This is a genomic window from Pseudomonas sp. NPDC079367, assembly GCF_044542195.1.
Taxonomy (GTDB): Bacteria; Pseudomonadota; Gammaproteobacteria; order Pseudomonadales; family Pseudomonadaceae; genus Aquipseudomonas.
Window position 1 is genome coordinate 35,832 of the sequence record NZ_JBITTW010000013.1, and the last position, 21,267, is coordinate 57,098.

A 21,267-nucleotide genomic window follows, 5' to 3' on the forward strand; every position below is an offset into this window, starting at 1 on the left:
CGCATTCCAATTGTGGGAGCGAGCCTGCTCGCTAAGAGGCCAGTCGCCTCAGCGCATTCGCTCAGTCGGTTGGCACCAGTTTGTCCAGCACCCGGTTCACCGCCATCTCCGCCACCATGACAATCTGCGCGATGCCCTGCAGGGTCTTGCGCTGTGAGCCTTCCACGGAAGCGGCGTGGTTGTGCAGCATCACCGTTGCCGAACCAAGGGTTTCACAAGCGTCGGCCAGCAAGGACTCGGTGTCGGCTTCGGGGTTGGCCATGTATAGCGTGTTGGGGGTGTACGGCGGGGCCATGAAGTCGGCGGCGTGCGGGCCGAGATAATGGTCGAGGGCGCGTTCGGCGGCGTCGTGAAGATTCTTTGAGTCGGGAGATTGGTAGGGCGATGCCGGGTCTTGGGTCGGCGGGTTTGGCGTAACTTTGAACATGAGCTGTGTTCCCGTTGTTGAGCGCCAACCCCTTGGCTACTAAACGAAAGGGAGGCGACTGTACGCAGGTTAGTAGACCGGGGAACTCAGCTTAAGCCGGCGCGCCGAAGCGCCCTACGTACAGCCACCATCAAGCTCAGGTGCGGAACACCTGTGATGAATGCACGACCAGCTGAATTACCGCGGGCTACTAAACCCGATCACTGCGAATCAGTGACGGAACCAAGTTACGCAGCAAGCCCTGGGCGCACAAGCCGGCGGATTCTGGCGCAGGCGTAGGCAGCGGCGCAAGGATTTGTAGGCTGGTGGGGCGTAACACTGGGTGTCTTTAAACACAGGCATGGCTTGATGTTGATCGTTCCCACGCTCTGCGTGGGAATGCCTCCACGGACGCTCCGCGTTCGGCTTCTGAAAGGGACGCGGAGCGTCCCGGGCTGCATTCCCACGCGGAGCGTGGGAACGATCGGTCAAGCCTTGGATCAGCGGGCCAATCCCGCCTCCACCAACAACTTCTCCAGCCCCAACAAATCCGGTACCTTCGCCACCTGCTCGCCCACCTGCACCGCCGCCTGCTCCAGCGCACACAACGGCACATCGACATAACTCAACTGACTGTCCAGCTTGTACGACCGAGGAATCCCCTGCACCAACAGGGCGATGAATCTCAGCTCGGGCAAGCCGCCCAAGGCATTGAGAATGACAATGCGCGCCCGTTCGCCGATGACGATTTTCTGCCCGCACGCCGACTCGAAGCTGATCAGCGGGATCTGCCGCTCGCGCCACTTCACCCGCCCCAGGTACCACGGCGGCGTGTCGAGGTCGAAGGCGCTGGCCTGGTAGTCGATCAGCTCGGCGATGGCGACATTGGGCAGGATTAGATTGCGATCGGCCAGCGGCAGCAGCAGCCCGGTGAGCTGGCTGTTGCGCGGGTTGAGCCGGTGCTCATGCATGTTTCTGGCTCCACTGGGCAATGCTCTCCAGCAACACCGATTCCTGATACGGCTTGCCGAGGTAGTCGTTGACGCCGATGGCCATGGCGCGGTCGCGGTGTTTCTGCCCGGTGCGCGAGGTGATCATGATGATCGGCAGATGGCGCAGGCGTTCATCGGCGCGTACCTGGGTGGCGACCTCGAAGCCGTCCATGCGCGGCATTTCGATGTCGAGCAGCATCAGATCGGGCATGTGCTCCTCAAGCAGCAGCATCGCATCGACACCGTCCTTGGCGGTCAGCACGTTCATGCCGTGACGTTCGAGCAAACGGCTGGTGACCTTGCGCACCGTCACCGAGTCATCGACAACCATGATCAGCAGCGGCTTGTGCGGTTCGCTGTCGATCTCCGTGCGCGCCGGCTCTTGCGCCAACCGCGCCTGCATCGCCCGGATCGGTGCGAGCAGATCCAGAATCAGCACCACCCGGCCATCGCCGAGAATCGTCGCCCCCGACACGCCCTGCACCGCCGCGAATTGAGGGCCGAGGCTTTTGACCACGATCTCGCGGGTGCCGGCCATGGCATCCACCAGCACGGCAATGTGGCGGTCGTTGTAATGCACCAGCAGCACCGGCAACGGCAGGTTCTGCCCGAGCAGTTTCGGCCGCGGCGCCGTCTTCAGCAGCTCGCCCAGATAACACAGCTCGTAACGCTGACCGCCATACTCGTAGCGCGGCGGATCGTGACGGAAATGCCCTTCCAGATCATTCGGCAACACACGCACAATGCCTTCGATGGTGTTCAGCGGGATCGCGTACTGATCCTCACCGCACTGCACCATCAACGCGCGGTTGACCGACACGGTGAACGGCAGGCGAATACGGAAATGCACGCCCTGCCCCGGCACCGAATCGATGCTCATGCTGCCGCCGAGCTGTCGCACTTCTTCGTGGACCACGTCCATGCCGACACCACGCCCGGAAATCTGGGTAATCTTTTCCGCCGTGGAGAAACCCGGCTGGAGGATGAACTGCAACACATCGCGGTCGCTGATCTCGGCGTCGGGCGCGAGCAAGCCGCGCTTGATCGCCTTGCGCCGCACGGCTTCCAAAGGCACACCGGCGCCGTCATCGCGGATGTCGAAAACCATGTCGCCGCCCTCGCGCGACAGATCGAGGGTGATCTGCCCTTGCGCCGGTTTACCCGCCGCCAGCCGCACCTCGGTGGATTCCAGGCCATGGTCGACGGCATTGCGCAGCATGTGTTCCAGCGGCGCGGCCATGCGCTCCAGCACGTTGCGATCCATCTCGCCATCAGCGTTGCCGACCACAAACGCGACATCCTTGCCCAGCTCTTCGGCGACCTGACGCACGATGCGTTTCAGACGCGGCACCATGCGTTCGAACGGCACCATGCGCGTACGCATCAGGCCTTCCTGCAACTCGGTGTTGATCCGCCCCTGCTGCTGCAACAGGTTCTCCGCATCGTGGTTGCGGCGGTCGAGGGTTTCCTTCAGGTCGAGCAGGTCCGAGGCGGATTCGAACAGCGCCCGCGACAGTTGCTGGAGCTGCGAATGGCGATCCATTTCCAGCGGATCGAAGTCTTCATAACCGAGGCGTTCGCCATCGACTTGCTGGCGGCTGAGGATGCGCCCTTGGGTTTCGGTGTCGAGGCGGCGCAACTGATCGCGCATGCGCTCGATGGTGGTTTCCATCTCGTTGAGAGCAATCTGCGCATCGTTGACTTGCTGCTCGATCCGCCCACGAAAGATCGAGGTTTCCCCGGCCAGGTTGACCAGCTCATCGAGCAGTTCGGACGAGACCTTGACCATGTCCGCCCCAGCATCGGCGGGCGGTGGCGCAGCCTCAGGCTTGACCACGGGAGCTGGCGCCGGCGGCGCTTCAACCTGCGCCGGATGGCTGAAATTCTGGATCGCGCTGATCAGCCGATCGGCAGGTGGGCACGGTTGCCCGGCGCGCACGCCGTCGAGCATCTGCGCCAACCGGTCATGTCCGCGCTGCACCAGGGCGAACAATTCGGCAGACGGTTGCAGCGCACCGGTGGAAAGGCTTTCGTAGAGAAATTCCAGCTCATGGGCGAGGTCACCGATCGGGCCGATTTCGACCATCCGCGCACCGCCCTTGAGGGTGTGCAGATCGCGCAGCAGGGTTTCGATTTCCTGACGGTTGCCCGGCTCGGCCTGCCAGCGCAACAGCGCGGCGCCGGAGCTTTCGATGATGTCGAAACCTTCTTCGAGGAAGATTTCCAACAGTTCCGGATCATGCCCGGCGTTGTCGTGTTCGACCGCTGCGGGGGCAGATTCGCTGGCGGCCTGGCCCTGACGCAACTGACGGATCGCGTCGATCAAATCCTGCGCCGGGGTCAGCGCTTGATGCGCTTGCAGTTGCTCCAGCATCAGCGCCAACCGCTCATGACTGCGCTGCAACAAACCTTCGAGCGCAGCGCTGTGGTTGTAGCGTCGATCGACCAGCCCTTCGTAGAGATTTTCCAGTTCCTGGGCAAGGTCGCCGACGGCCTCGACCTCGGCCATGCGCGCGCCGCCCTTCAGCGTGTGCAAGTCGCGCTGCAATGACGACAGCGGCGCGGCGTTGTCCGGGTCCTTGAGCCAGCGCTGCAAGGCTTGCCCGGCGCTGTCGAGAATGTCCACCGCCTCTTCGAGGAAGATTTCGACGATTTCGTCGTCAGGCGCGAGCGCGGCAGCCGATTGCTGCAATTGCGCGGTGGCGCTGCCCAATTCGCGAATGTCCAGGGTGCGGCTGCCGTCGCTGCGGATCAGGCCCATCGAAGCCGGGTCGAGGCCTTCGTCGAGCAGTTCCTGCAACGCTCGAATTCGCTCTGGCTGCGCAGTGATCTCCTGGCCGGCGGCGAGCTCGTCGAGCATGTTGATCAGCGCTTCGTGGGCCAGCTGCGCTTCGTGGAAAAACCGCTCGCTGACCGCCAGACTGCTTTCTTCCACCGCGCCATACAGGTCGAGCAAGGCTTCGCACAAGCCATCAACCGGCAGCAGATCGGCAAGGTGTGCGCCTTCGCCCAGCGTGGTCAGCTCATCGAGCAAAGCGCTGAGTTCCTGGCGTTCGCCGGGGTGCTGCTGCCAACGCTGCAAGAGGTTTTCCGCGTCGAGGAGGATGTCCATGCCCTGGGCGAGGAAGTTGTTGATCAGTTGCGGATCGCGTTTGAGCCGCCGGCCGCTGTCAGCGCCATCGGAGCCTGCTTGCAGGCGTTCGGCGAGCAGCGCCTCGGTGCGTTTGATCAGCGACTGCGCCCCGACAATCGGCGCCAGCGGATCGTGTTTGAGCTGGCGCAGACCGACGCGGAACAAGCCCTCGGCTTCGAGCAGCAATTCGACCTCATCCAGATCCAGCGGCAACTGATGCGCCTTGAATTCGCGGGCCAGTTGATCGAGTGACGCTGCGAGTTCGGCCATCGGCACTACGCCGGCCATCGACGCGCTGCCCTTGAGCGTATGCAGTGCGCGTTGCAGTTCATCACTGGCTTGCAACGGCACCTGCTCGGCGGCCTGATCGAGGAAACGGTTGAGGCTGGCGAGGTGGGTTTCGGCTTCCTTGCGGAAGATTTCCAGCAGCAGCGGATCGAGTGCGGCGACGTCGTCGGTGTCTTCGGCGGCCAGCGGTTCATCACCCTTGGCCAACGCGTGGGCGCGGGCGGCGAGTTGATCGACGTCACTGCGCTGACGCTGACGCTGGGTGGCGAATTCGTTGATCAGCTCGGGCAGCAGCAACACGGTGTCGCCGAGCAACTGGCGCAGCACTGCGCCAGGTTCGACGCTTTGTTCGAGTACGCGATTGAGCAGATTTTCGACCGCCCAGGCCAGTTCGCCGAGGATCAACGCACGGACCATGCGCCCACTGCCCTTCAAGGTGTGGAACGCCCGGCGCAGCTCGGTCAGCGCGGCGCGGTCCTGCGGATTGGCGGTCCAGCGCGGCAGGTATTCGTGGAGGACCGCGAGGACTTCGTCGGTTTCTTCGAGGAACACTTCGCGCAGTTCATCGTCGACCGGTTCTTCATCCGTCGGCGGCGGCATCAGGCTACCAGGTGTAGTGCGTGCCGGCGGGTTGAGCGTCGAAACCGGACTGGCCAGCACCTCGGCCAGCGACTGCACGACCTGCGGATCATCGAGGGTCTGCAGGTTCTGCATGACCTGCGCTTCGCTGGGGCTGAGCACCTCATCAAGCACCGGCACCTGCGCTTCGCCGGGCTGCTCACTGGCAAAGAAGCCGAGGCTGGCGAGGCTGTTCTGCGCGACATCAAGCAGATGCTCGGCGGGCGCCTGCGGGTCATCGCTCAAGCGTTCGAGGTAATACTCGAGGCTGCTGATCACATCGGCCAGATGATCGAGTTGCTCCCAGCCCGGTTCATGGGCATCGAGCATCAAATGCTCGCGAATGAAACCGTTGCAGGCCTCGACCAGACTCGCCGCGCGGGCCAGCGGAATCATCGCCAGCGCGCCACGCACCTGGGTCAGCAGCTCGGGCAGCGGTTGCAGATGCTGGCGGTCCCAATCGGCGTCGATGTAATCGACGATCATGTCCTTGGACTGTTGCAGGCAGATGCGTGCTTCCTTGATCACGATCTGGTGGATCTGCGTCAGGTCGGTGGTCGGCAGGCGCGCGTCGTCGGCGCTTTGCGTCTCGACCGTGCCGACCATGCCGGCCAGTGTCGCTTCGACGTAGAGCAAGGCACCGGCGACGTCCATGAGGATTGCGTCGTTCGGTTCGCGCTGGCCCTGAGCAAGGCTGAGGACCACCGCCAGTTGGTCGATGATGACTTTGCGCGGCTGGCCGAAACCCAGCACCGCAAGGGTGTCGGCGATCTGCCGCAGCGGCGCGAGCAGGCTGTCCAGATCCGAGGCGTGCTGGCGGTCGCTGCGCACGAACAGATCGAGGCGCTCCTTGACCCGCACCAGCTCTTCGCACAGCGCTGCCAGCACCGAACGCATGGCATCGCGGTCGGGGCCGGCGAGGCGTACGCGCTCTTCGTCGACCATCGCGCTGTCGGGCAGCGCGTCGTCCAGGGAGTAGCGATCTTTCATGGTCAGCATCTGCCCGGTGGGATGTTCGGCCTTGGCAATATAGAACAGCAGGCTTTTCAGCAGGTCGGCCGGAGCCGGTTGGTTGAGCCCACGCATCCCCTGATCGAGCAGGCGCTTGAGCTCTGTGTCGGCGTCCTTGAACAGGCTGCGCAGCGCTGGACTGTTGGCGATGGCGCCCTCGCGCATGCCCTCGACCAACGCCGAGGCGATTTGCCACAAAGGGCTCAACGGCGCATCGCCGCTCAGTGCTTCGAGACGGCTGAAGACTTTGGCCAGATAACCGAGGTGCGTCTGGTCATCCTGTTCGCGCAGCAGGCCGACCAGAGCCATTTGCAGCATCTGCCGAAGTTTGCGCAGTACGTTCGGCAGATCGGGCGGTTCCAGCGCGGCGAGTGCCTCGTCGCCGAGCGGCGCCAACCCGGGCAGTGGCGGGCTGAACAGGCTGGTTTCCGCCAGCAGGCTTTCACCGCGAGCGCTGCGCAGATCATTGATCAGCGGCAGCACCACCAGCGGCAGGTCACGGCGGGCGCTCTGCACGCGGTCGAGGTACGCCGGCAATTGCCCCAGCGCTTGCAACATCAGGTGCAGGGCTTCGTCGCGGTGCGGCACGCGTTGATGTTGGAGGGCTTCAACCAGATGCTCCATTTCTTCGGCAAGCAACGCTGCGCCGTAGAACTCGACCATTTGCAGACTGCCGTGGACCTGATGAATGTAGGCCAGGCAATCGTCCAGCCCGGGGAGAGCCTGCGGATCGTCAAGCACGGCTTCGATCGCCTGATGCGCCAGCTTCAGCGTTTCGGCAATTTCGCCCTTGACCCACTCCAGGGCCACATAGTCGTGCCGATCACCCATAACCACTCCACTCACGCTTTATCTGTCGCCGCCGGCAAGGTAAAACCGGACACCGAACGGCGCAACTGACTGGCCATTTTCGCCAGGTTGCCGATGCTCTCGGCGGTGGCGGTGGATCCCGACGAGGTTTGCGAGGTGATCTGTTGGATCACATTCATCGTCAGCGAGATCTGCCCGGCCGAAGACGTCTGCTGCTGCGCCGCGTTGGAAATGCTCTGGATCAGCGCCGCGAGGGTTTTCGACACGCCTTCGATTTCTTCCAGGGCCACACCGGCATCCTGCGCCAGTCGCGCGCCGCGCACCACTTCGGTGGTGGTCTGTTCCATGGAAATCACCGCTTCATTGGTGTCGGCCTGAATCGCCCGCACCAGGGTTTCGATCTGCCGGGTCGCGGCTGAGGAACGTTCGGCCAGCCGCTGCACTTCGTCGGCAACCACGGCAAAACCGCGCCCGGCATCCCCGGCCATCGATGCCTGGATCGCTGCGTTGAGGGCGAGGATGTTGGTCTGGTCGGCGATGTCGTCGATCAGGCTGACGATGTCGCCGATTTCCTGAGAAGACTCGCCGAGGCGCTTGATGCGCTTGGCGGTGTCCTGAATCTGTTCGCGAATGTTGTCCATGCCGTGGATGGTGTTGTGCACCACCTCGTTGCCCTTGTTGGCGATTTCCACGGAACGCTCGGCCACCGCCGACGACTCGGCAGCGTTGGCCGAGACCTGATCGATGGACTCGGCCATGTCGCTGATCGCTGTCGAGGCTTCAGAAATCTGCTGGGCCTGTTGCTCCGAGGCCTGGGCCAGATGCATGGCGGTGGCCTGGGTTTCCTGCACGGCGGCGGCAACCTGGCCGGCGGTGAGGTTGATGGTCGCCACCAGATCGCGCAACTGGTCGACGGAATAGTTGATCGAGTCGGCGATGGTGCCGGTGAAGTCTTCGGTCACCGAAGCGGTCACGGTGAGGTCGCCATCGGCGAGGTCTTCGATTTCGTCGAGCAGGCGCATGATCGCGTTCTGGTTGCGCTCGTTCTTCTCGGCAGTTTCGCGCAACTGGCGATTGGTTTCGCGGACCATGACCAGACCGATGAGGATGATCGAGGCCAGCGCCAGCAGGCCCAGCACATAGCCGCCAATCGTGTCGGTGTTGCGTCCGCCGGCCAAATGCTCGAACCCGGTGGCCAGGTGCGAAGCTTCGTCGAGCAGGGTTTGCGACAGGGTGAAGATGTTGCTCGCCGATTCGCGGACCTTGAACAGCTCTGGCGAGGTTTCGAGGATTTCATCCACCGAGCCGGAAACGAACTGGAACAGCTCGGAGATTTCGCTCAAACGCGCACGGGCGTCGCGGTCTTCGACCTGGCTGATTTTCAGCGCCGGGTTGCCCTGCAACATGCCGTTGAGCACCAGGCCGAAACGCGCGGCGTCGCGGCCAAAAGCGTCGGCAGCCTGTTGCGAGTTTTCGTCACCAGCGAGCACGGTGTTGACCGCGCCGAGAATACGTTCAGCCAGCAGCGATTGCCTTTGCGCCATCGCCACCTGCGCCGCCGGAGCGCCACGCTGCAGGAGGATTTCCACGACTTTTTCGTATTCGATCTGCAACTGCGGCACGGTTTCGGCAAGTGTCGCGGCGACCTGATGCAGCGACAGCACGGTCTGTTCGCTGGTGAGGATCGCGTCGGTATTTTTCAGCAGGCGTTCCCAGTCCATCTGCACCGCGCGCATTTCCGGGCGCACGGCGACGGGTGCCGGCGGCAGGCCGGTATTCGGATCACCTTTTTTCAGGTAACCCCAGCGCTGGGCGAAATCGTTGCGCGCATCGCTGAGCAGTTTGAATGCAGCCGCCTTGCCCGCCGCCGCTTCGGTGGCATTCTTGGCGATGCGTTGTGAGAGCACGCGCAGCTCACCGGCGTGGCCGATGTACTGCTTGTCGTAGTTCGCCTGGGTGTTGAGGTAAGCAAAGTTCGCGAACAGCAGCATGATGAACACGATCAGCGCGATAAACAGCACGATGATCTGCGCACGGCTGCGCGATGCTTCTGCCGACTTGCCTGTTTTTGCTGTTGTCATCGGTCCTCGCCTATGAAACCCGCCACCTTCAAATGTCGGAGCGGGCTTGCTCACGAATGCGGTAGGTCAGCCGACACATGGATTGACTGACCCACCGCATTCGCGAGCAAGCCCGCTCCCACAGGGGGAAGTGTTGTACTTGCTATACCGCCACACCCATGAATACCGGGGATTTGGCCAGTGCGAACAGGCTGAACACCCGCCAGTTCTGTTCGCGGCGGAAATAGCCTTTGACGAATTCGGCCTTCGAGCCCTGGCGCTTGCTGATCGACAGTGGCTCGAAACTGCCCTGTTCGAAATGCTGCAGACCGATCACCTCGTCGACCATCACCCCGGCGAACACGTCTTCATGCTCCACCACCAATACCCGCCGCTGTTTGCGCAGCGGCGACAGCTCATGGCCGAAGAACCCGCACAGGTCCATGATCGGCAGCAGCCGCCCGCGCAGATTGGCGACACCCTTGACCCACGGCTTGACCCCGGGCAACTGGGTGAAGCGCGGCTCGTGCAGGACTTCGCTGACTTCGCCCATCGGCGCCACATACCAATGCTCGCCGAGGCGAAAGCCGATCCCGCTCCAGCGATCCGGGCGCGCCGCTTGCGAGGGCAGATCCGCTGCCAGCAAGCGGCAGCGCTGGTCGATCTGCCAGAGCAGTTCGAACGCGGTCAGCGATTCGCTCATGATTGCGCGATCAGCCTTTGAGTACGTTGTTCAGGGTCTTGATCAGGGTGTCTTCGTCGACCGGTTTGGTCAGGTAATCCCTGGCGCCCTGACGGGTGCCCCAGACCTTATCGGTTTCCTGATCCTTGGTGGTGATGATGATTACCGGGATGTGCGCGGTGTCGGCATCCTTGGTCAGCTGCCGAGTCGCCTGAAAACCGTTGAGGCCGGGCATGACGATGTCCATCAGCACGGCATCGGGTTTTTCCTGACGGGCCAGGGCCACGCCGTCGGCGCCGTTCTCGGCCTTGAGCACTTCATGGCCGTGCTTTTCGAGCATGCCGGTGAGTTTGTACATTTCAGTCGGCGAATCATCGACGATCAGGATACGTGCCATGGTCTTCCCCATTTTTCTGGTCGACTGCCGGCCCGCTGGCCGAGCGTCACTGTGCGTGTCTTACTGCGGCAAAACGGCGGCAAAGCCCGGAACATGGGCCTGGATCGCGTTGAGCAGTTCTTCTTTACTGAACGGCTTGGTCAGAAATTGATCAGAACCGACAATCCGCCCCTTGGCCTTGTCGAACAGCCCGTCGCGCGAGGACAACATGATCACCGGCGTGGCCTTGAAGGCGCTGTTGTTCTTGATTAAAGCGCAGGTCTGATAACCATCGAGACGCGGCATCATGATGTCGACAAAGATGATCCCGGGATGGTGGTCGGCAATCTTCGCCAGCGCATCGAAACCGTCGATGGCGGTGATCACTTCGCAACCGACGTTCTTCAACAATGTTTCGGCGGTGCGGCGAATCGTTTTCGAGTCGTCGATCACCATGACCTTCAAGGCGCTGGACTGCTGTTCCATAAGAGGGTTCTACCGTCGCCTTTGCGAATCAAATTGTCCGTTTTGCCGTGAATAATGGCCTGAAACCCTTGATAGCCAAGGGTCGGCGCGATCTGCCAGCCTTTTTAGCACAGTCTCCAGATGCAATCTATCGACGGGTTTTTCCTTGACCCGAAACCCGCCCGGCGCCACTCTGGCGGCACTTTTTCAATACCGATTCGGTAGCCAAATTTCGAGGAAAACCCAATGAGCGTTCGCGTCGGGATTGTCATGGACCCTATCGCCAGCATCTCCTATAAAAAGGACAGCTCGCTGGCCATGCTGCTGGCCGCGCAGAAGCGTGGCTGGGAACTGTTCTATATGGAACAGAAGGATTTGTATCAGGCCGAAGGTCAGGCGCGGGCGCGCATGGCGCCGCTGAAAGTCTTCGCCAACCCGGACAAATGGTTCGAACTGGACGCCGAGCAGGACAAACTGCTGAGCGACCTGGACGTGATCCTGATGCGCAAGGATCCGCCGTTCGACATGGAGTTCGTCTATTCCACTTACCTGCTGGAACAGGCCGAAGCCGCCGGCGTGCTGGTGGTAAACAAGCCGCAGAGCCTGCGCGACTGCAACGAAAAGCTGTTCGCCACGCTGTTCCCGCAGTGCACGCCACCGACCATCGTCAGCCGCCGCCCGGACGTATTACGCCAGTTCGCCGACCATCACGGCGACGTGATCCTCAAACCGCTGGACGGCATGGGCGGCTCGTCGATCTTCCGCCACACCGCCGGCCACCCGAACCTCTCGGTAATCCTCGAAACCCTGACCCTGCATGGCAAGCAGCAGATCATGATTCAGGGCTACCTGCCGGCGATCGTCGATGGCGACAAGCGCATCCTGATGATCGATGGCGAGCCAGTGGATTACTGCCTGGCGCGGATCCCGGCGCTGGGCGAAACCCGTGGCAACCTCGCCGCTGGTGGCCGTGGCGAAGCGCGGCCGCTGACCGAGAAGGATCGCTGGATCGCTGCCCAGGTCGGCCCGACCCTGCGCGAAAAAGGCCTGCTGTTCGTCGGCCTCGACGTGATCGGCGAGCACCTGACCGAAATCAACGTCACCAGCCCGACCTGCATTCGCGAAATCGACAATGCGTTCGGCACTGATATTGGCGGGATGCTGATGGATGCGATCGATAAAAAGCTGCAAGCGGCCGGCAAAAAGCCACAAGCTTGATGCACGTCACATGCAGTCTGTCGCTTGAAGCGTGAAGCCCAAGGCGCGAAACCAACATTGCGTTATCATGCGCAGCCTCTGAAAAACGCGATGTTGGTTTTCTTGTCATGACCCTCCCGTCCGATCTGCCCACTGAACTCGCCCATCGCGGCGTGCGCCCGGCCGATCGCCTCGGTTTTACTCTGTTTCTGGCGGCGCTGATTCATTTGGCGCTGTTGCTGGGCGTCGGCTTCACCATGGTCGAGCCGCAGCAGATCAGCAAAACCCTGGAAATCACCCTGGCGACTTTCAAAGCCGAGAAGAAGCCGGAAAAGGCTGATTTTCTCGCCCAGGAAAACCAGGAAGGCAGCGGCACGCTGGACAAGAAAGCCCTGCCCAAAACCACCGAAGTCGCGCCATTCCAGGACAATCAGGTCAAGAAAGTCACCCCGCCGCCCGCGGCCAAGCCAGAGGTGCAGGAAGCCGCACCAAAGGCAGCGGTGACCACCGTTGCGCCGAAACCAAAAAAAGCGCCGACCAAAAAAGAAGAAAGCAAAACCGAGGTCAAACCGACCATCGACGCGCCGGCGTTCGACAGCTCGCAGCTGTCCAGCGACATCGCCAGCCTCGAAGCGGAGCTGGCCAAGGAACAACAGCTGTACGCCAAACGCCCGCGCATCCACCGCTTGAGCGCCGCCTCGACCATGCGCGACAAGGGCGCCTGGTACAAGGACGACTGGCGCAAGAAAGTCGAGCGCATCGGCAACCTCAATTACCCCGAAGAAGCGCGGCGCAAGCAGATCTACGGCAATTTGCGCCTGATGGTCTCGATCAATCGCGACGGCTCGCTGTATGAAGTGCTGGTGCTGGAGTCCTCCGGCCAGCCACTGCTCGATCAGGCGGCGCAGCGCATCGTTCGCCTCGCTGCGCCGTTTGCACCGTTTACCGGCGATCTGTCGGATATCGACCGCCTGGAAATCATCCGCACCTGGAAATTTGCCCGGGGCGACAAACTGTCCAGCAATTAAGAGCAAAATCAAAAGATCGCAGCCTTCGGCAGCTCCTACAGTGGGCCTGCGTACACTCTGTAGGAGCTGCCGAAGGCTGCGATCTTTTAAAGCCTCAGCTTGTCAGTTCGCCCTTGCGACGCCACACTAGCGCTCATGAAAAACGTCAGCCCCAGCTACCTCAAGCATCACTTCCTGATCGCCATGCCACACATGGCCGACCCGAACTTTGCCCACACCTTGACCTACATCGTCGAGCACACGGCCAATGGCGCGATGGGGCTGGTGGTCAACAGGCCGCAAGAGTTGAACCTGGCCGACATCCTCGAACAGCTGCGCCCGGACATCGAGCCACCGGCGCGCTGTCAGGATGTGCCGATCTTCATCGGCGGGCCGGTGCAGACCGATCGTGGTTTCGTCCTGCACCCGGCGGGCCAGACCTTCCAGGCCACCGCGCAGCTCGACGGTGAGCTGGCCCTGTCGACCTCGCAGGACGTACTGTTCGCCATCGCTGACGGCATCGGCCCCGCGCAAAGCCTGATCACCCTCGGTTACGCCGGCTGGGAGGCCGGGCAACTGGAAGCCGAGCTGGCCGACAACGCCTGGCTGACGTGCCCGTTCGATGCCGACATCCTGTTCAACACCCGCAGTGAATTGCGCCTCGAAGCGGCGGCACGGCACTTGGGCATCGACCTTAATCTGCTCACCAGCCAGGCAGGTCACGCCTGATGGCCCTGCGCCTGATTCTCGGCTTCGACTACGGCACCAAACAGATCGGCGTCGCGGTCGGCCAGGTCATCACCGGCCAGGCCCGCGAGCTGTGCACCCTCAAAGCACAGAATGGCGTGCCGAACTGGGATCAGGTCGAAGCGCTGATAAAAGAATGGAAACCCGACGCCGTAGTGGTCGGCCTGCCGTTGAACATGGACGGCACGCCCAGCGAGATGTGCGTACGCGCGGAGAAATTCGCCCGCCGCCTCAACGGCCGCTACAACCTGCCCTTCTATACCCACGACGAACGCCTGACCACTTTCGAAGCCAAGGGCGAGCGACTGGTGCGTGGCGGGCAGAAAGGCAGTTACCGCGACAACCCGGTGGACGCCATCGCCGCTGCCCTGCTGCTGCAGGGCTGGCTCGATGAAAACACTGCATTGTTTGAATCCTGACAAGCGCTTCGGCGCTTTTCTTTTGGTTATAAACCGAGCTTCGTCCGGCAGGACGCAGCACGGAATCACGAAGGAGCAACCATGAGCCTGCCCAATCCCGCCGATCTGATCAGCCAGATGGCGACCCGCCTCAAGGCGCACCTTGCCCAGCGTGACATCATCGAACCGCGTTACATCGGTATCCGCACCGGCGGCATCTGGGTCGCGCAGGCGCTGCTCAAGGAACTGGCCAGCGATGCGCCACTGGGCACGCTGGATGTGTCCTTCTACCGCGACGACTTCAGCCAGAACGGCCTGCACCCGCAAGTGCGCCCGTCCGCCCTGCCCTTCGAGATCGAAGGCCAGCATCTGGTGCTGATCGACGACGTGCTGATGAGCGGTCGGACCATTCGCGCCGCGATGAACGAACTGTTCGATTACGGCCGCCCGGCCAGCGTGACGCTGGTCTGCCTGCTGGACCTGGACGCCGGCGAGCTGCCGATCCGTCCAAACGTGGTCGGCGCCACTCTGAGCCTGGCCGGCAACCAGCGGGTCAAGTTGTCTGGCCCCGAGCCGCTGACCCTCGAACTGCAAGACGTCACCCTTTAATACGCCCTATTGAGAGTCCCCCTCGCGATGACGCCTCCAGATACCAAGCGCCCGCTGCAGCTCAATGATCAGGGCCAGCTGCGCCACTTCCTCTCGCTCGACGGCTTGCGCCGCGAGTTGCTGACGGAAATCCTCGACACTGCCGACTCGTTCCTCGAAGTCGGCGCCCGGGCGGTGAAGAAAGTCCCGCTGCTGCGCGGCAAGACCGTGTGCAACGTGTTCTTCGAAAACTCTACGCGCACCCGCACCACCTTCGAACTGGCGGCCCAGCGGTTGTCGGCGGACGTGATTACCCTGAACGTGTCAACCTCGTCGGCCAGCAAAGGTGAAACCCTGCTCGACACCCTGCGCAACCTCGAAGCGATGGCCGCCGACATGTTCGTCGTGCGCCACGGTGACTCGGGCGCGGCGCACTTCATTGCCGAACATGTCTGCCCACAGGTGGCAATCATCAACGGCGGCGACGGCCGTCATGCGCACCCGACCCAGGGCATGCTCGACATGCTCACCATCCGTCGGCACAAGGGCGGTTTCGAAAACCTCTCGGTGGCGATCGTTGGCGACATCCTGCATTCACGGGTGGCGCGCTCGAACATGCTCGCGCTGAAGACCCTCGGCTGCCCGGACATCCGCGTGATCGCGCCGAAAACCCTGCTGCCGATCGGCATCGAGCAGTACGGCGTCAAGGTCTACACCGACATGGCCGAAGGCCTGAAAGACGTCGACGTGGTGATCATGCTGCGCCTGCAACGCGAACGCATGACCGGCGGCCTGCTGCCGAGCGAGGGCGAGTTCTATCGCTTGTTCGGCCTGACCACTGCGCGTCTGGCCGGGGCCAAACCCGATTGCATCGTCATGCACCCGGGACCGATCAACCGTGGTGTGGAAATCGAATCAGCGGTGGCCGACGGCCCGCACTCGGTAATCCTCAATCAGGTCACCTACGGCATCGCCATTCGCATGGCCGTGCTGTCCATGGCCATGAGCGGGCAGACTGCGCAACGTCAATTCGAGCAGGAGAACGCCCAATGAAGCTCAGCATTCTCGGCGCACGCGTCATCGATCCAAGCAGCGGTCTGGATCAAATTACCGACATCCACGTTGAAGCCTGCAAAATCGTCGCCCTCGGCGCTGCACCGGCCGGTTTCAACGCCGTAGAAACCATTGATGCCCAAGGCCTCGTCGCCGCGCCTGGCCTGGTCGACCTCAACGTTGCCCTGCGCGAGCCGGGCTACAGCCGCAAAGGCTCGATCGTCAGCGAGACCCGCGCCGCCGCTGCCGGTGGCGTAACCAGCCTGTGCTGCCCGCCGAAGACCAAACCGGTGCTGGACACCTCGGCGGTGGCTGAACTGATCCTCGACCGCGCCCGCGAGGCCGGCAATACCAAGGTGTTCCCGATCGGCGCGCTGAGCAAAGGTCTGGACGGTGAGCAACTGGCCGAACTGGTGGCCTTGCGCGACGCCGGATGCGTGGCGTTCGGCAACGGTCTGGAAAGCTTCCGCAACAGCCGCACCCTGTGCCGGGCGCTGGAATACGCGGCGACTTTTGACCTGACGGTGATTTTCAACTCGCAGGATCACGATCTGGCCGAGGGCGGTCTGGCCCACGAAGGCGCGGTCGCCAGTTTCCTGGGTCTGCCGGGCATCCCGGAAACTGCCGAAACCGTGGCGCTCGCTCGCGATCTGCTGCTGGTCGAGCAGACCGGCGTGCGCGCGCATTTCAGTCAGTTGACCAGTGCGCGCGGTGTGGCGCTGATTGCCCAGGCGCAGGCCCGAGGTCTGAAAGTCACTGCCGATGTCGCGCTGTATCAGCTGATCCTGACTGACGAAGCGCTGATCGACTTCAACAGCCTCTACCACGTGCAACCGCCGCTACGCACCCGTGCCGACCGCGATGGCCTGCGTGACGCAGTGAAGTCCGGCGTGGTTTCGGCGATCTCCAGCCATCACCAACCCCACGAGCGCGACGCCAAACTGGCGCCGTTTGGCGCGACTGAGCCGGGCATCAGCAGTGTTGAGTTGCTGCTGCCGCTGGCGATGACGCTGGTCGAGGATGGGCTGCTCGACCTGCCGACACTGCTGGCGCGCCTGAGCGCGGGGCCGGCCGAAGCGTTGCGTCTGCCGGCGGGCAAACTGGCGGTAGGTGGGGCGGCGGATATCGTGCTGTTCGACCCGCAAGCGTCGACGGTGGCCGGCGAGCGGTGGCTGTCGAAAGGCGAAAACTGCCCGTTCATTGGCCACAGCCTGCCGGGTGTAGTTCGCTATACGCTGGTGGATGGGCGGATCAGCCACCAAGCCTGATAAGCAAAAGATCGCAGCCTGCGGCAGCTCCTACAATGGAATGCATTCCAACTTGTGGGTGCTGCCGCAGGCTGCGATCTTTTGATCTGGCAATGACTTACTGGAAAGCGCCGCGATTGTGCGCGTTACGCACCGACACCTGATCGTTCAGCGTCCAGAAGTCATACAGCACGCCAATAAAGAACAACCCGCCGGTCAGCAGATACAGCAGGCCGCTGATCCATTTGCCCTGATACATCCGGTGCACGCCGAACACACCGAGGAAGGTCAGCAGGATCCACGCGACGTTGTACTCGATCGGCCCGGCGGCAAAACGCAGGTCGGCCTCGCGGTCCATCGCCGGGATCAGAAACACGTCGATCAGCCAGCCAATCCCCAGCAAACCGAAGGTGAAGAACCAGATCGTCCCGGTCACCGGCTTACCGTAATAAAAGCGGTGCGCGCCCGTGAATCCGAAAATCCACAGCAGGTAGCCGATGACTTTGCTGTGAGTGTCTTTTTCCTTTACGCGGGGGAGCTGATAGCTGTTCATTAAGACCTCATTGCACTCGATAGATAAATATTCTTCATTTCTTTGTGACTTTTTTACAGGTAGCCGACGTATGGCAAATGTTACCGTTGCTAGCGCGAAACCCTTGTAGAACCTGACTTCTGTCGGACAATTGCGTACTTTTTGAGCGTTTTTGGTTCCGCAACCAGCCGATTGAATCGATGAACGGCCCCGGAACGGCAAAAAAAGCTGTTATAAAGTTGCGCGCTATCACTTATGAGCCACGCCTAATGCGACCATTTTTCAAGACATGGCTGACTATTTGCCTATTAATGCCACTGGCCGCCCACGCCACCAATCGTGAGCAACGTCTTCCCAACGTCAACGGCTTCACCCCTAAATCCCATGCTTCGGCTCCTTCGAGCAAAAGCAGCAAGAGCAAGACCACCACGCTGAGCAGCAAGAGCCACAGCAAGCTGGTGCCACCGATGGCGAGCAAGGAAAGCAGCAATGTGCTCAGCCGTGCGGTAAACGTCCTCGGTACACCTTATCGTTGGGGCGGCAGCAGCCCAAGTAAAGGCTTCGATTGCAGCGGTCTGGTGAAATATGCGTTCAACGATGCCACGTTCGACCTGCCACGCACCTCCAACGCCATGGCCAGCGGCCACGGCGAGAAAGTCGAGCGCAAGGATCTGAAGCCGGGCGACCTGATTTTCTTCAACATCAAGAGCCGTCGGGTCAATCACGTTGCCATCTACCTGGGCAACGACCGCTTCATCCACGCCCCGCGCCGGGGCAAATCAGTGAGCATCGACACGCTGAACAAGCCGTACTGGCAAAAGCACTATGTCGTAGCCAAGCGCGTGTTGCCCAAAGAGCAACAGCAACTGCGTGTAGTCCAGCGCTAGGCTGACTGATTCGGACTTTGCTCAAACACTGCTGGCCCCTTCGCGAGCAAGCCCGCTCCCACATTCGACCGCGTTCCATCAGTTGGAATGCTGTCACCTGTGGGAGCGGGCTTGCTCGCGAAGGGGCCGGCAACAGCAATAAAGCTCTCCTCAGAAATTATCCGGTGTACGCGCTTTCTCTCGCGCATGCTCGCGGCTGATCAAGCCTTTGGTCACCAGATCCTTCAGGCACATATCGAGTGTCTGCATTCCCAACGACCCGCCGGTCTGAATCGCCGAATACATCTGCGCCACCTTGTCCTCGCGGATCAGGTTACGAATCGCCGACGTCCCCAGCATGATCTCGTGCGCCGCCACCCGCCCACCGCCGATCTTCTTGATCAGCGTCTGCGAGACCACCGCCAGCAGCGACTCCGACAACATCGAGCGCACCATAGACTTCTCATCGCCGGGAAACACGTCGACCACGCGGTCGATGGTCTTCGCCGCCGAGGTCGTGTGCAGCGTGCCGAACACCAGATGCCCGGTCTCGGCGGCGGTCAGCGCCAGGCGGATGGTTTCCAGATCACGCATCTCGCCAACCAGAATCACGTCCGGATCTTCACGCAGCGCCGAACGCAGCGCGGTGGCGAAACTGCGGGTATCGCGATGGACTTCGCGCTGATTGATCAGGCATTTGCGCGATTCGTGAACAAACTCGATGGGATCTTCAATGGTGAGGATGTGGTGATGGCGATGGGTGTTGAGGTAATCGATCATCGCCGCCAGCGTGGTCGATTTGCCGGAGCCGGTGGGCCCGGTGACCAACACCAGCCCGCGCGGCGCGTCGGTGATCTTGCGGAAAACATCGCCCATGGCGAGGTCTTCCATGCTCAGCACCTTCGATGGAATGGTGCGAAATACCGCGCCGGCGCCACGGTTCTGGTTGAACGCGTTGACCCGAAACCGCGCCACGCCGGGCACATCGAAGGAAAAATCCGTTTCCAGATTTTTCTCGAATTCGATGCGCTGGGTGTCGTTCATGATGTCGTAAATCAGATCGTGCACTTGCTTGTGATCCAGCGCCGGCAGATTGATCCGTCGCACGTCGCCATCGACACGGATCATCGGTGGCAGGCCGGCCGACAGGTGCAGGTCGGAAGCGCCCTGTTTGGCGCTGAAGGCCAGCAGTTCAGTGATATCCATAGCGTCCCTCAATTCCAGTAGAATGCCGCGAACCTACAGACCGCCGGCGCCTCTTGATGTCCACCATAGCAGACAACATCGCCCTCGTTAGTTCACGCATTCAGGCCGCGACAGCCGCTGCCGGACGAACTGAAAAAAGCGTCCAGCTACTCGCCGTGAGCAAGACCAAACCCGCCCAGGCCCTGCGTGAAGCCTATGCCGCCGGCCTGCGCGACTTCGGCGAGAACTACCTCCAGGAGGCCCTCGGTAAACAGTTGGAGTTAGCCGACCTGCCCTTGATCTGGCACTTCATCGGCCCCATTCAATCGAACAAGACTCGCGCGATTGCCGAGCATTTCGACTGGGTGCACTCCGTGGATCGTCTGAAAATTGCCCAACGCCTGTCCGAACAACGCCCGGCCGAACTGCCGCCACTGAACATCTGCATTCAGGTGAATGTCAGCGGCGAAGCGAGCAAATCCGGCTGTACTCCGGCCGATCTGCCGGCGCTGGCCGAGGCCATCAGCGCGTTGCCACACTTGAAACTGCGCGGGTTGATGGCGATTCCCGAGCCGACCGAAGAGCGCGCCGAGCAGGATGCCGCTTTTGCTGCCGTGCAGCGTTTGCAGGCCAGCCTCGACCTGCCGCTCGACACACTTTCGATGGGCATGAGTCACGACCTCGAGTCGGCGATTGCCCAGGGCGCGACCTGGGTGCGGATCGGTACCGCACTGTTCGGCGCCAGAGATTATTCCCAGTCTTGAACGTTTCCAGATAAGGACCACACATGAGCAACACACGTATTGCGTTTATCGGTGCGGGCAACATGGCGGCCAGTCTGATTGGCGGCCTGCGCGCCAAGGGTCTGGAAGCGGCGCAGATCCGCGCCAGCGATCCGGGCGAAGACACCCGCGCCAGGGTCAGCGCTGAACACGGCATCGAGACCTTTGCTGACAACGCCCAGGCCATCGAAGGCGTCGATGTCATCGTGCTGGCGGTCAAGCCACAGGCGATGAAAGCCGTGTGCGAGGCAATTCGCCCGAGCCTCAAGCCCAATCAACTGGTGGTGTCGATCGCCGCTGGCATCACCTGCGCGAGCATCACCGCGTGGCTTGGCGAGCAGCCGATCGTGCGCTGCATGCCCAACACCCCGGCGCTGCTGCGCCAAGGCGTCAGCGGTTTGTACGCGACCAGCGAAGTAACCGCCGAGCAGCGTCAGCAAGCCGAAGAGCTGCTGTCCGCCGTCGGCATCGCCCTGTGGCTGGACGAGGAGCAGCAACTGGACGCAGTCACCGCAGTGTCCGGCTCCGGCCCGGCGTACTTCTTCCTGCTGATCGAAGCGATGACCGCCGCCGGCGTCAAACTTGGCCTGCCAAAAGAGATCGCTGAGCAACTGACCGTGCAGACTGCTCTGGGCGCCGCGCACATGGCGGTGTCTAGCGATGTCGATGCAGCCGAACTGCGCCGCCGCGTGACCTCGCCAAACGGCACCACGGAAGCTGCGATCAAATCATTCCAGGCTGGCGGCTTCGAAGCGCTGGTTGAAACCGCACTCGGCGCCGCCGCGCACCGCTCGGCCGAAATGGCCGAACAACTGGGCAAATAA

The 21,267-nt window shown here is 62.0% G+C and carries 19 protein-coding genes; 10 read left to right on the forward strand and 9 right to left on the reverse strand.

Annotation, left to right across the window (positions count from 1 at the left end):
* Window positions 1-61: 61 nt before the first annotated feature.
* The 7 genes from ACIGDJ_RS13335 to pilG all read right to left on the reverse strand — a co-directional run bounded on the left by ACIGDJ_RS13335 (window position 62) and on the right by pilG (window position 10,862).
* A complete protein-coding gene (locus tag ACIGDJ_RS13335) occupies window positions 62-427 on the reverse strand; it encodes a DUF6124 family protein (protein WP_101161197.1) in 366 nt (121 codons plus the stop codon).
* A 479-nt stretch (window positions 428-906) separates the two neighbouring features.
* Window positions 907-1,377 carry a chemotaxis protein CheW gene (locus ACIGDJ_RS13340; protein ID WP_101161201.1) on the reverse strand — a complete coding sequence of 157 codons (471 nt, stop codon included), beginning with the start codon at window positions 1,375-1,377 and terminating at the stop codon, window positions 907-909.
* Entirely contained in the window at window positions 1,370-7,279 is a 5,910-nt protein-coding gene (locus ACIGDJ_RS13345) for an Hpt domain-containing protein (protein ID WP_397478636.1), read from the reverse strand. Before ACIGDJ_RS13345 ends, ACIGDJ_RS13340 begins: the two co-directional genes overlap by 8 nt.
* Window positions 7,280-7,290: 11 nt before the next feature.
* On the reverse strand, window positions 7,291-9,339 hold the full coding sequence (locus ACIGDJ_RS13350; protein ID WP_101161207.1) for a methyl-accepting chemotaxis protein: 2,049 nt from the start codon (window positions 9,337-9,339) through the stop codon (window positions 7,291-7,293).
* 142 nt (window positions 9,340-9,481) lie between these two features.
* On the reverse strand, window positions 9,482-10,021 hold the full coding sequence (locus ACIGDJ_RS13355; RefSeq protein WP_101161210.1) for a chemotaxis protein CheW: 540 nt from the start codon (window positions 10,019-10,021) through the stop codon (window positions 9,482-9,484).
* A gap of 10 nt (window positions 10,022-10,031) precedes the next feature.
* On the reverse strand, window positions 10,032-10,397 hold the full coding sequence (pilH, locus tag ACIGDJ_RS13360; RefSeq protein WP_101161212.1) for a twitching motility response regulator PilH: 366 nt from the start codon (window positions 10,395-10,397) through the stop codon (window positions 10,032-10,034).
* Between the two features lie 60 nt (window positions 10,398-10,457).
* Complete coding sequence (gene pilG / locus ACIGDJ_RS13365; RefSeq protein ID WP_016772743.1) at window positions 10,458-10,862, reverse strand: twitching motility response regulator PilG; 405 nt, start codon at window positions 10,860-10,862, stop codon at window positions 10,458-10,460.
* 225 nt (window positions 10,863-11,087) lie between these two features.
* On the opposite strand from pilG, the gene gshB reads away from it, so the two are divergent.
* From gshB to ACIGDJ_RS13400, 7 genes are all read left to right on the forward strand, one after another.
* Window positions 11,088-12,059 (forward strand): glutathione synthase, encoded by a 972-nt coding sequence (gshB, locus tag ACIGDJ_RS13370; protein ID WP_101161214.1) that lies wholly within the window; start codon window positions 11,088-11,090, stop codon window positions 12,057-12,059.
* Between the two features lie 107 nt (window positions 12,060-12,166).
* Entirely contained in the window at window positions 12,167-13,066 is a 900-nt protein-coding gene (locus ACIGDJ_RS13375) for an energy transducer TonB (protein ID WP_101161217.1), read from the forward strand.
* Window positions 13,067-13,201: 135 nt separating this feature from the next.
* On the forward strand, window positions 13,202-13,774 hold the full coding sequence (locus ACIGDJ_RS13380) for a YqgE/AlgH family protein (RefSeq protein ID WP_101161220.1): 573 nt from the start codon (window positions 13,202-13,204) through the stop codon (window positions 13,772-13,774).
* Complete coding sequence (gene ruvX, locus ACIGDJ_RS13385; protein ID WP_016772738.1) at window positions 13,774-14,211, forward strand: Holliday junction resolvase RuvX; 438 nt, start codon at window positions 13,774-13,776, stop codon at window positions 14,209-14,211. The genes ACIGDJ_RS13380 and ruvX overlap by 1 nt, the downstream gene beginning before the upstream one ends.
* 81 nt (window positions 14,212-14,292) lie before the next feature.
* Window positions 14,293-14,799 (forward strand): bifunctional pyr operon transcriptional regulator/uracil phosphoribosyltransferase PyrR, encoded by a 507-nt coding sequence (pyrR, locus tag ACIGDJ_RS13390; protein ID WP_101161223.1) that lies wholly within the window; start codon window positions 14,293-14,295, stop codon window positions 14,797-14,799.
* Between the two features lie 27 nt (window positions 14,800-14,826).
* Window positions 14,827-15,831, forward strand: coding sequence for an aspartate carbamoyltransferase catalytic subunit (locus tag ACIGDJ_RS13395; RefSeq protein WP_101161225.1), 1,005 nt, complete (start codon window positions 14,827-14,829; stop codon window positions 15,829-15,831).
* On the forward strand, window positions 15,828-17,099 hold the full coding sequence (locus ACIGDJ_RS13400; protein WP_397478637.1) for a dihydroorotase: 1,272 nt from the start codon (window positions 15,828-15,830) through the stop codon (window positions 17,097-17,099). The genes ACIGDJ_RS13395 and ACIGDJ_RS13400 overlap by 4 nt, the downstream gene beginning before the upstream one ends.
* Window positions 17,100-17,196: 97 nt before the next feature.
* Here the strand turns inward: ACIGDJ_RS13400 and ACIGDJ_RS13405 are convergent, their stop codons facing one another.
* Entirely contained in the window at window positions 17,197-17,631 is a 435-nt protein-coding gene (locus ACIGDJ_RS13405; protein ID WP_101161231.1) for a TM2 domain-containing protein, read from the reverse strand.
* Window positions 17,632-17,879: 248 nt separating this feature from the next.
* Between ACIGDJ_RS13405 and ACIGDJ_RS13410 the strand changes: the two genes are divergently transcribed.
* Window positions 17,880-18,497, forward strand: coding sequence for a C40 family peptidase (locus ACIGDJ_RS13410; RefSeq protein ID WP_101161233.1), 618 nt, complete (start codon window positions 17,880-17,882; stop codon window positions 18,495-18,497).
* A gap of 150 nt (window positions 18,498-18,647) precedes the next feature.
* Here ACIGDJ_RS13410 and ACIGDJ_RS13415 read toward each other — a convergent pair whose 3' ends face one another.
* Window positions 18,648-19,682 carry a type IV pilus twitching motility protein PilT gene (locus ACIGDJ_RS13415; RefSeq protein WP_016772732.1) on the reverse strand — a complete coding sequence of 345 codons (1,035 nt, stop codon included), beginning with the start codon at window positions 19,680-19,682 and terminating at the stop codon, window positions 18,648-18,650.
* A 56-nt stretch (window positions 19,683-19,738) separates the two neighbouring features.
* Between ACIGDJ_RS13415 and ACIGDJ_RS13420 the strand changes: the two genes are divergently transcribed.
* Together ACIGDJ_RS13420 and proC are read left to right on the forward strand one after the other, a co-directional pair.
* Entirely contained in the window at window positions 19,739-20,425 is a 687-nt protein-coding gene (locus ACIGDJ_RS13420) for a YggS family pyridoxal phosphate-dependent enzyme (RefSeq protein ID WP_397478638.1), read from the forward strand.
* Between the two features lie 23 nt (window positions 20,426-20,448).
* Complete coding sequence (gene proC / locus ACIGDJ_RS13425) at window positions 20,449-21,267, forward strand: pyrroline-5-carboxylate reductase (RefSeq protein WP_312999674.1); 819 nt, start codon at window positions 20,449-20,451, stop codon at window positions 21,265-21,267.

Excerpts from the sequence above, each read along its gene's own strand:
- ACIGDJ_RS13335 (WP_101161197.1), bottom strand. The coding sequence starts at position 427 with ATGTTCAAAGTTACGCCAAACCCGCCGACCCAAGACCCGGCATCGCCC.
- ACIGDJ_RS13405 (WP_101161231.1), bottom strand. The coding sequence starts at position 17,631 with ATGAACAGCTATCAGCTCCCCCGCGTAAAGGAAAAAGACACTCACAGC.
- ACIGDJ_RS13345 (WP_397478636.1), bottom strand. The coding sequence starts at position 7,279 with ATGGGTGATCGGCACGACTATGTGGCCCTGGAGTGGGTCAAGGGCGAA.
- ACIGDJ_RS13350 (WP_101161207.1), bottom strand. The coding sequence starts at position 9,339 with ATGACAACAGCAAAAACAGGCAAGTCGGCAGAAGCATCGCGCAGCCGT.
- pilG (WP_016772743.1), bottom strand. The coding sequence starts at position 10,862 with ATGGAACAGCAGTCCAGCGCCTTGAAGGTCATGGTGATCGACGACTCG.
- gshB (WP_101161214.1), top strand. The coding sequence starts at position 11,088 with ATGAGCGTTCGCGTCGGGATTGTCATGGACCCTATCGCCAGCATCTCC.
- ACIGDJ_RS13340 (WP_101161201.1), bottom strand. The coding sequence starts at position 1,377 with ATGCATGAGCACCGGCTCAACCCGCGCAACAGCCAGCTCACCGGGCTG.
- ACIGDJ_RS13375 (WP_101161217.1), top strand. The coding sequence starts at position 12,167 with ATGACCCTCCCGTCCGATCTGCCCACTGAACTCGCCCATCGCGGCGTG.
- pilH (WP_101161212.1), bottom strand. The coding sequence starts at position 10,397 with ATGGCACGTATCCTGATCGTCGATGATTCGCCGACTGAAATGTACAAA.
- ACIGDJ_RS13420 (WP_397478638.1), top strand. The coding sequence starts at position 19,739 with ATGTCCACCATAGCAGACAACATCGCCCTCGTTAGTTCACGCATTCAG.
- ACIGDJ_RS13400 (WP_397478637.1), top strand. The coding sequence starts at position 15,828 with ATGAAGCTCAGCATTCTCGGCGCACGCGTCATCGATCCAAGCAGCGGT.
- proC (WP_312999674.1), top strand. The coding sequence starts at position 20,449 with ATGAGCAACACACGTATTGCGTTTATCGGTGCGGGCAACATGGCGGCC.
- ACIGDJ_RS13395 (WP_101161225.1), top strand. The coding sequence starts at position 14,827 with ATGACGCCTCCAGATACCAAGCGCCCGCTGCAGCTCAATGATCAGGGC.
- ACIGDJ_RS13410 (WP_101161233.1), top strand. The coding sequence starts at position 17,880 with ATGCGACCATTTTTCAAGACATGGCTGACTATTTGCCTATTAATGCCA.
- ACIGDJ_RS13355 (WP_101161210.1), bottom strand. The coding sequence starts at position 10,021 with ATGAGCGAATCGCTGACCGCGTTCGAACTGCTCTGGCAGATCGACCAG.
- ACIGDJ_RS13380 (WP_101161220.1), top strand. The coding sequence starts at position 13,202 with ATGAAAAACGTCAGCCCCAGCTACCTCAAGCATCACTTCCTGATCGCC.
- pyrR (WP_101161223.1), top strand. The coding sequence starts at position 14,293 with ATGAGCCTGCCCAATCCCGCCGATCTGATCAGCCAGATGGCGACCCGC.
- ACIGDJ_RS13415 (WP_016772732.1), bottom strand. The coding sequence starts at position 19,682 with ATGGATATCACTGAACTGCTGGCCTTCAGCGCCAAACAGGGCGCTTCC.
- ruvX (WP_016772738.1), top strand. The coding sequence starts at position 13,774 with ATGGCCCTGCGCCTGATTCTCGGCTTCGACTACGGCACCAAACAGATC.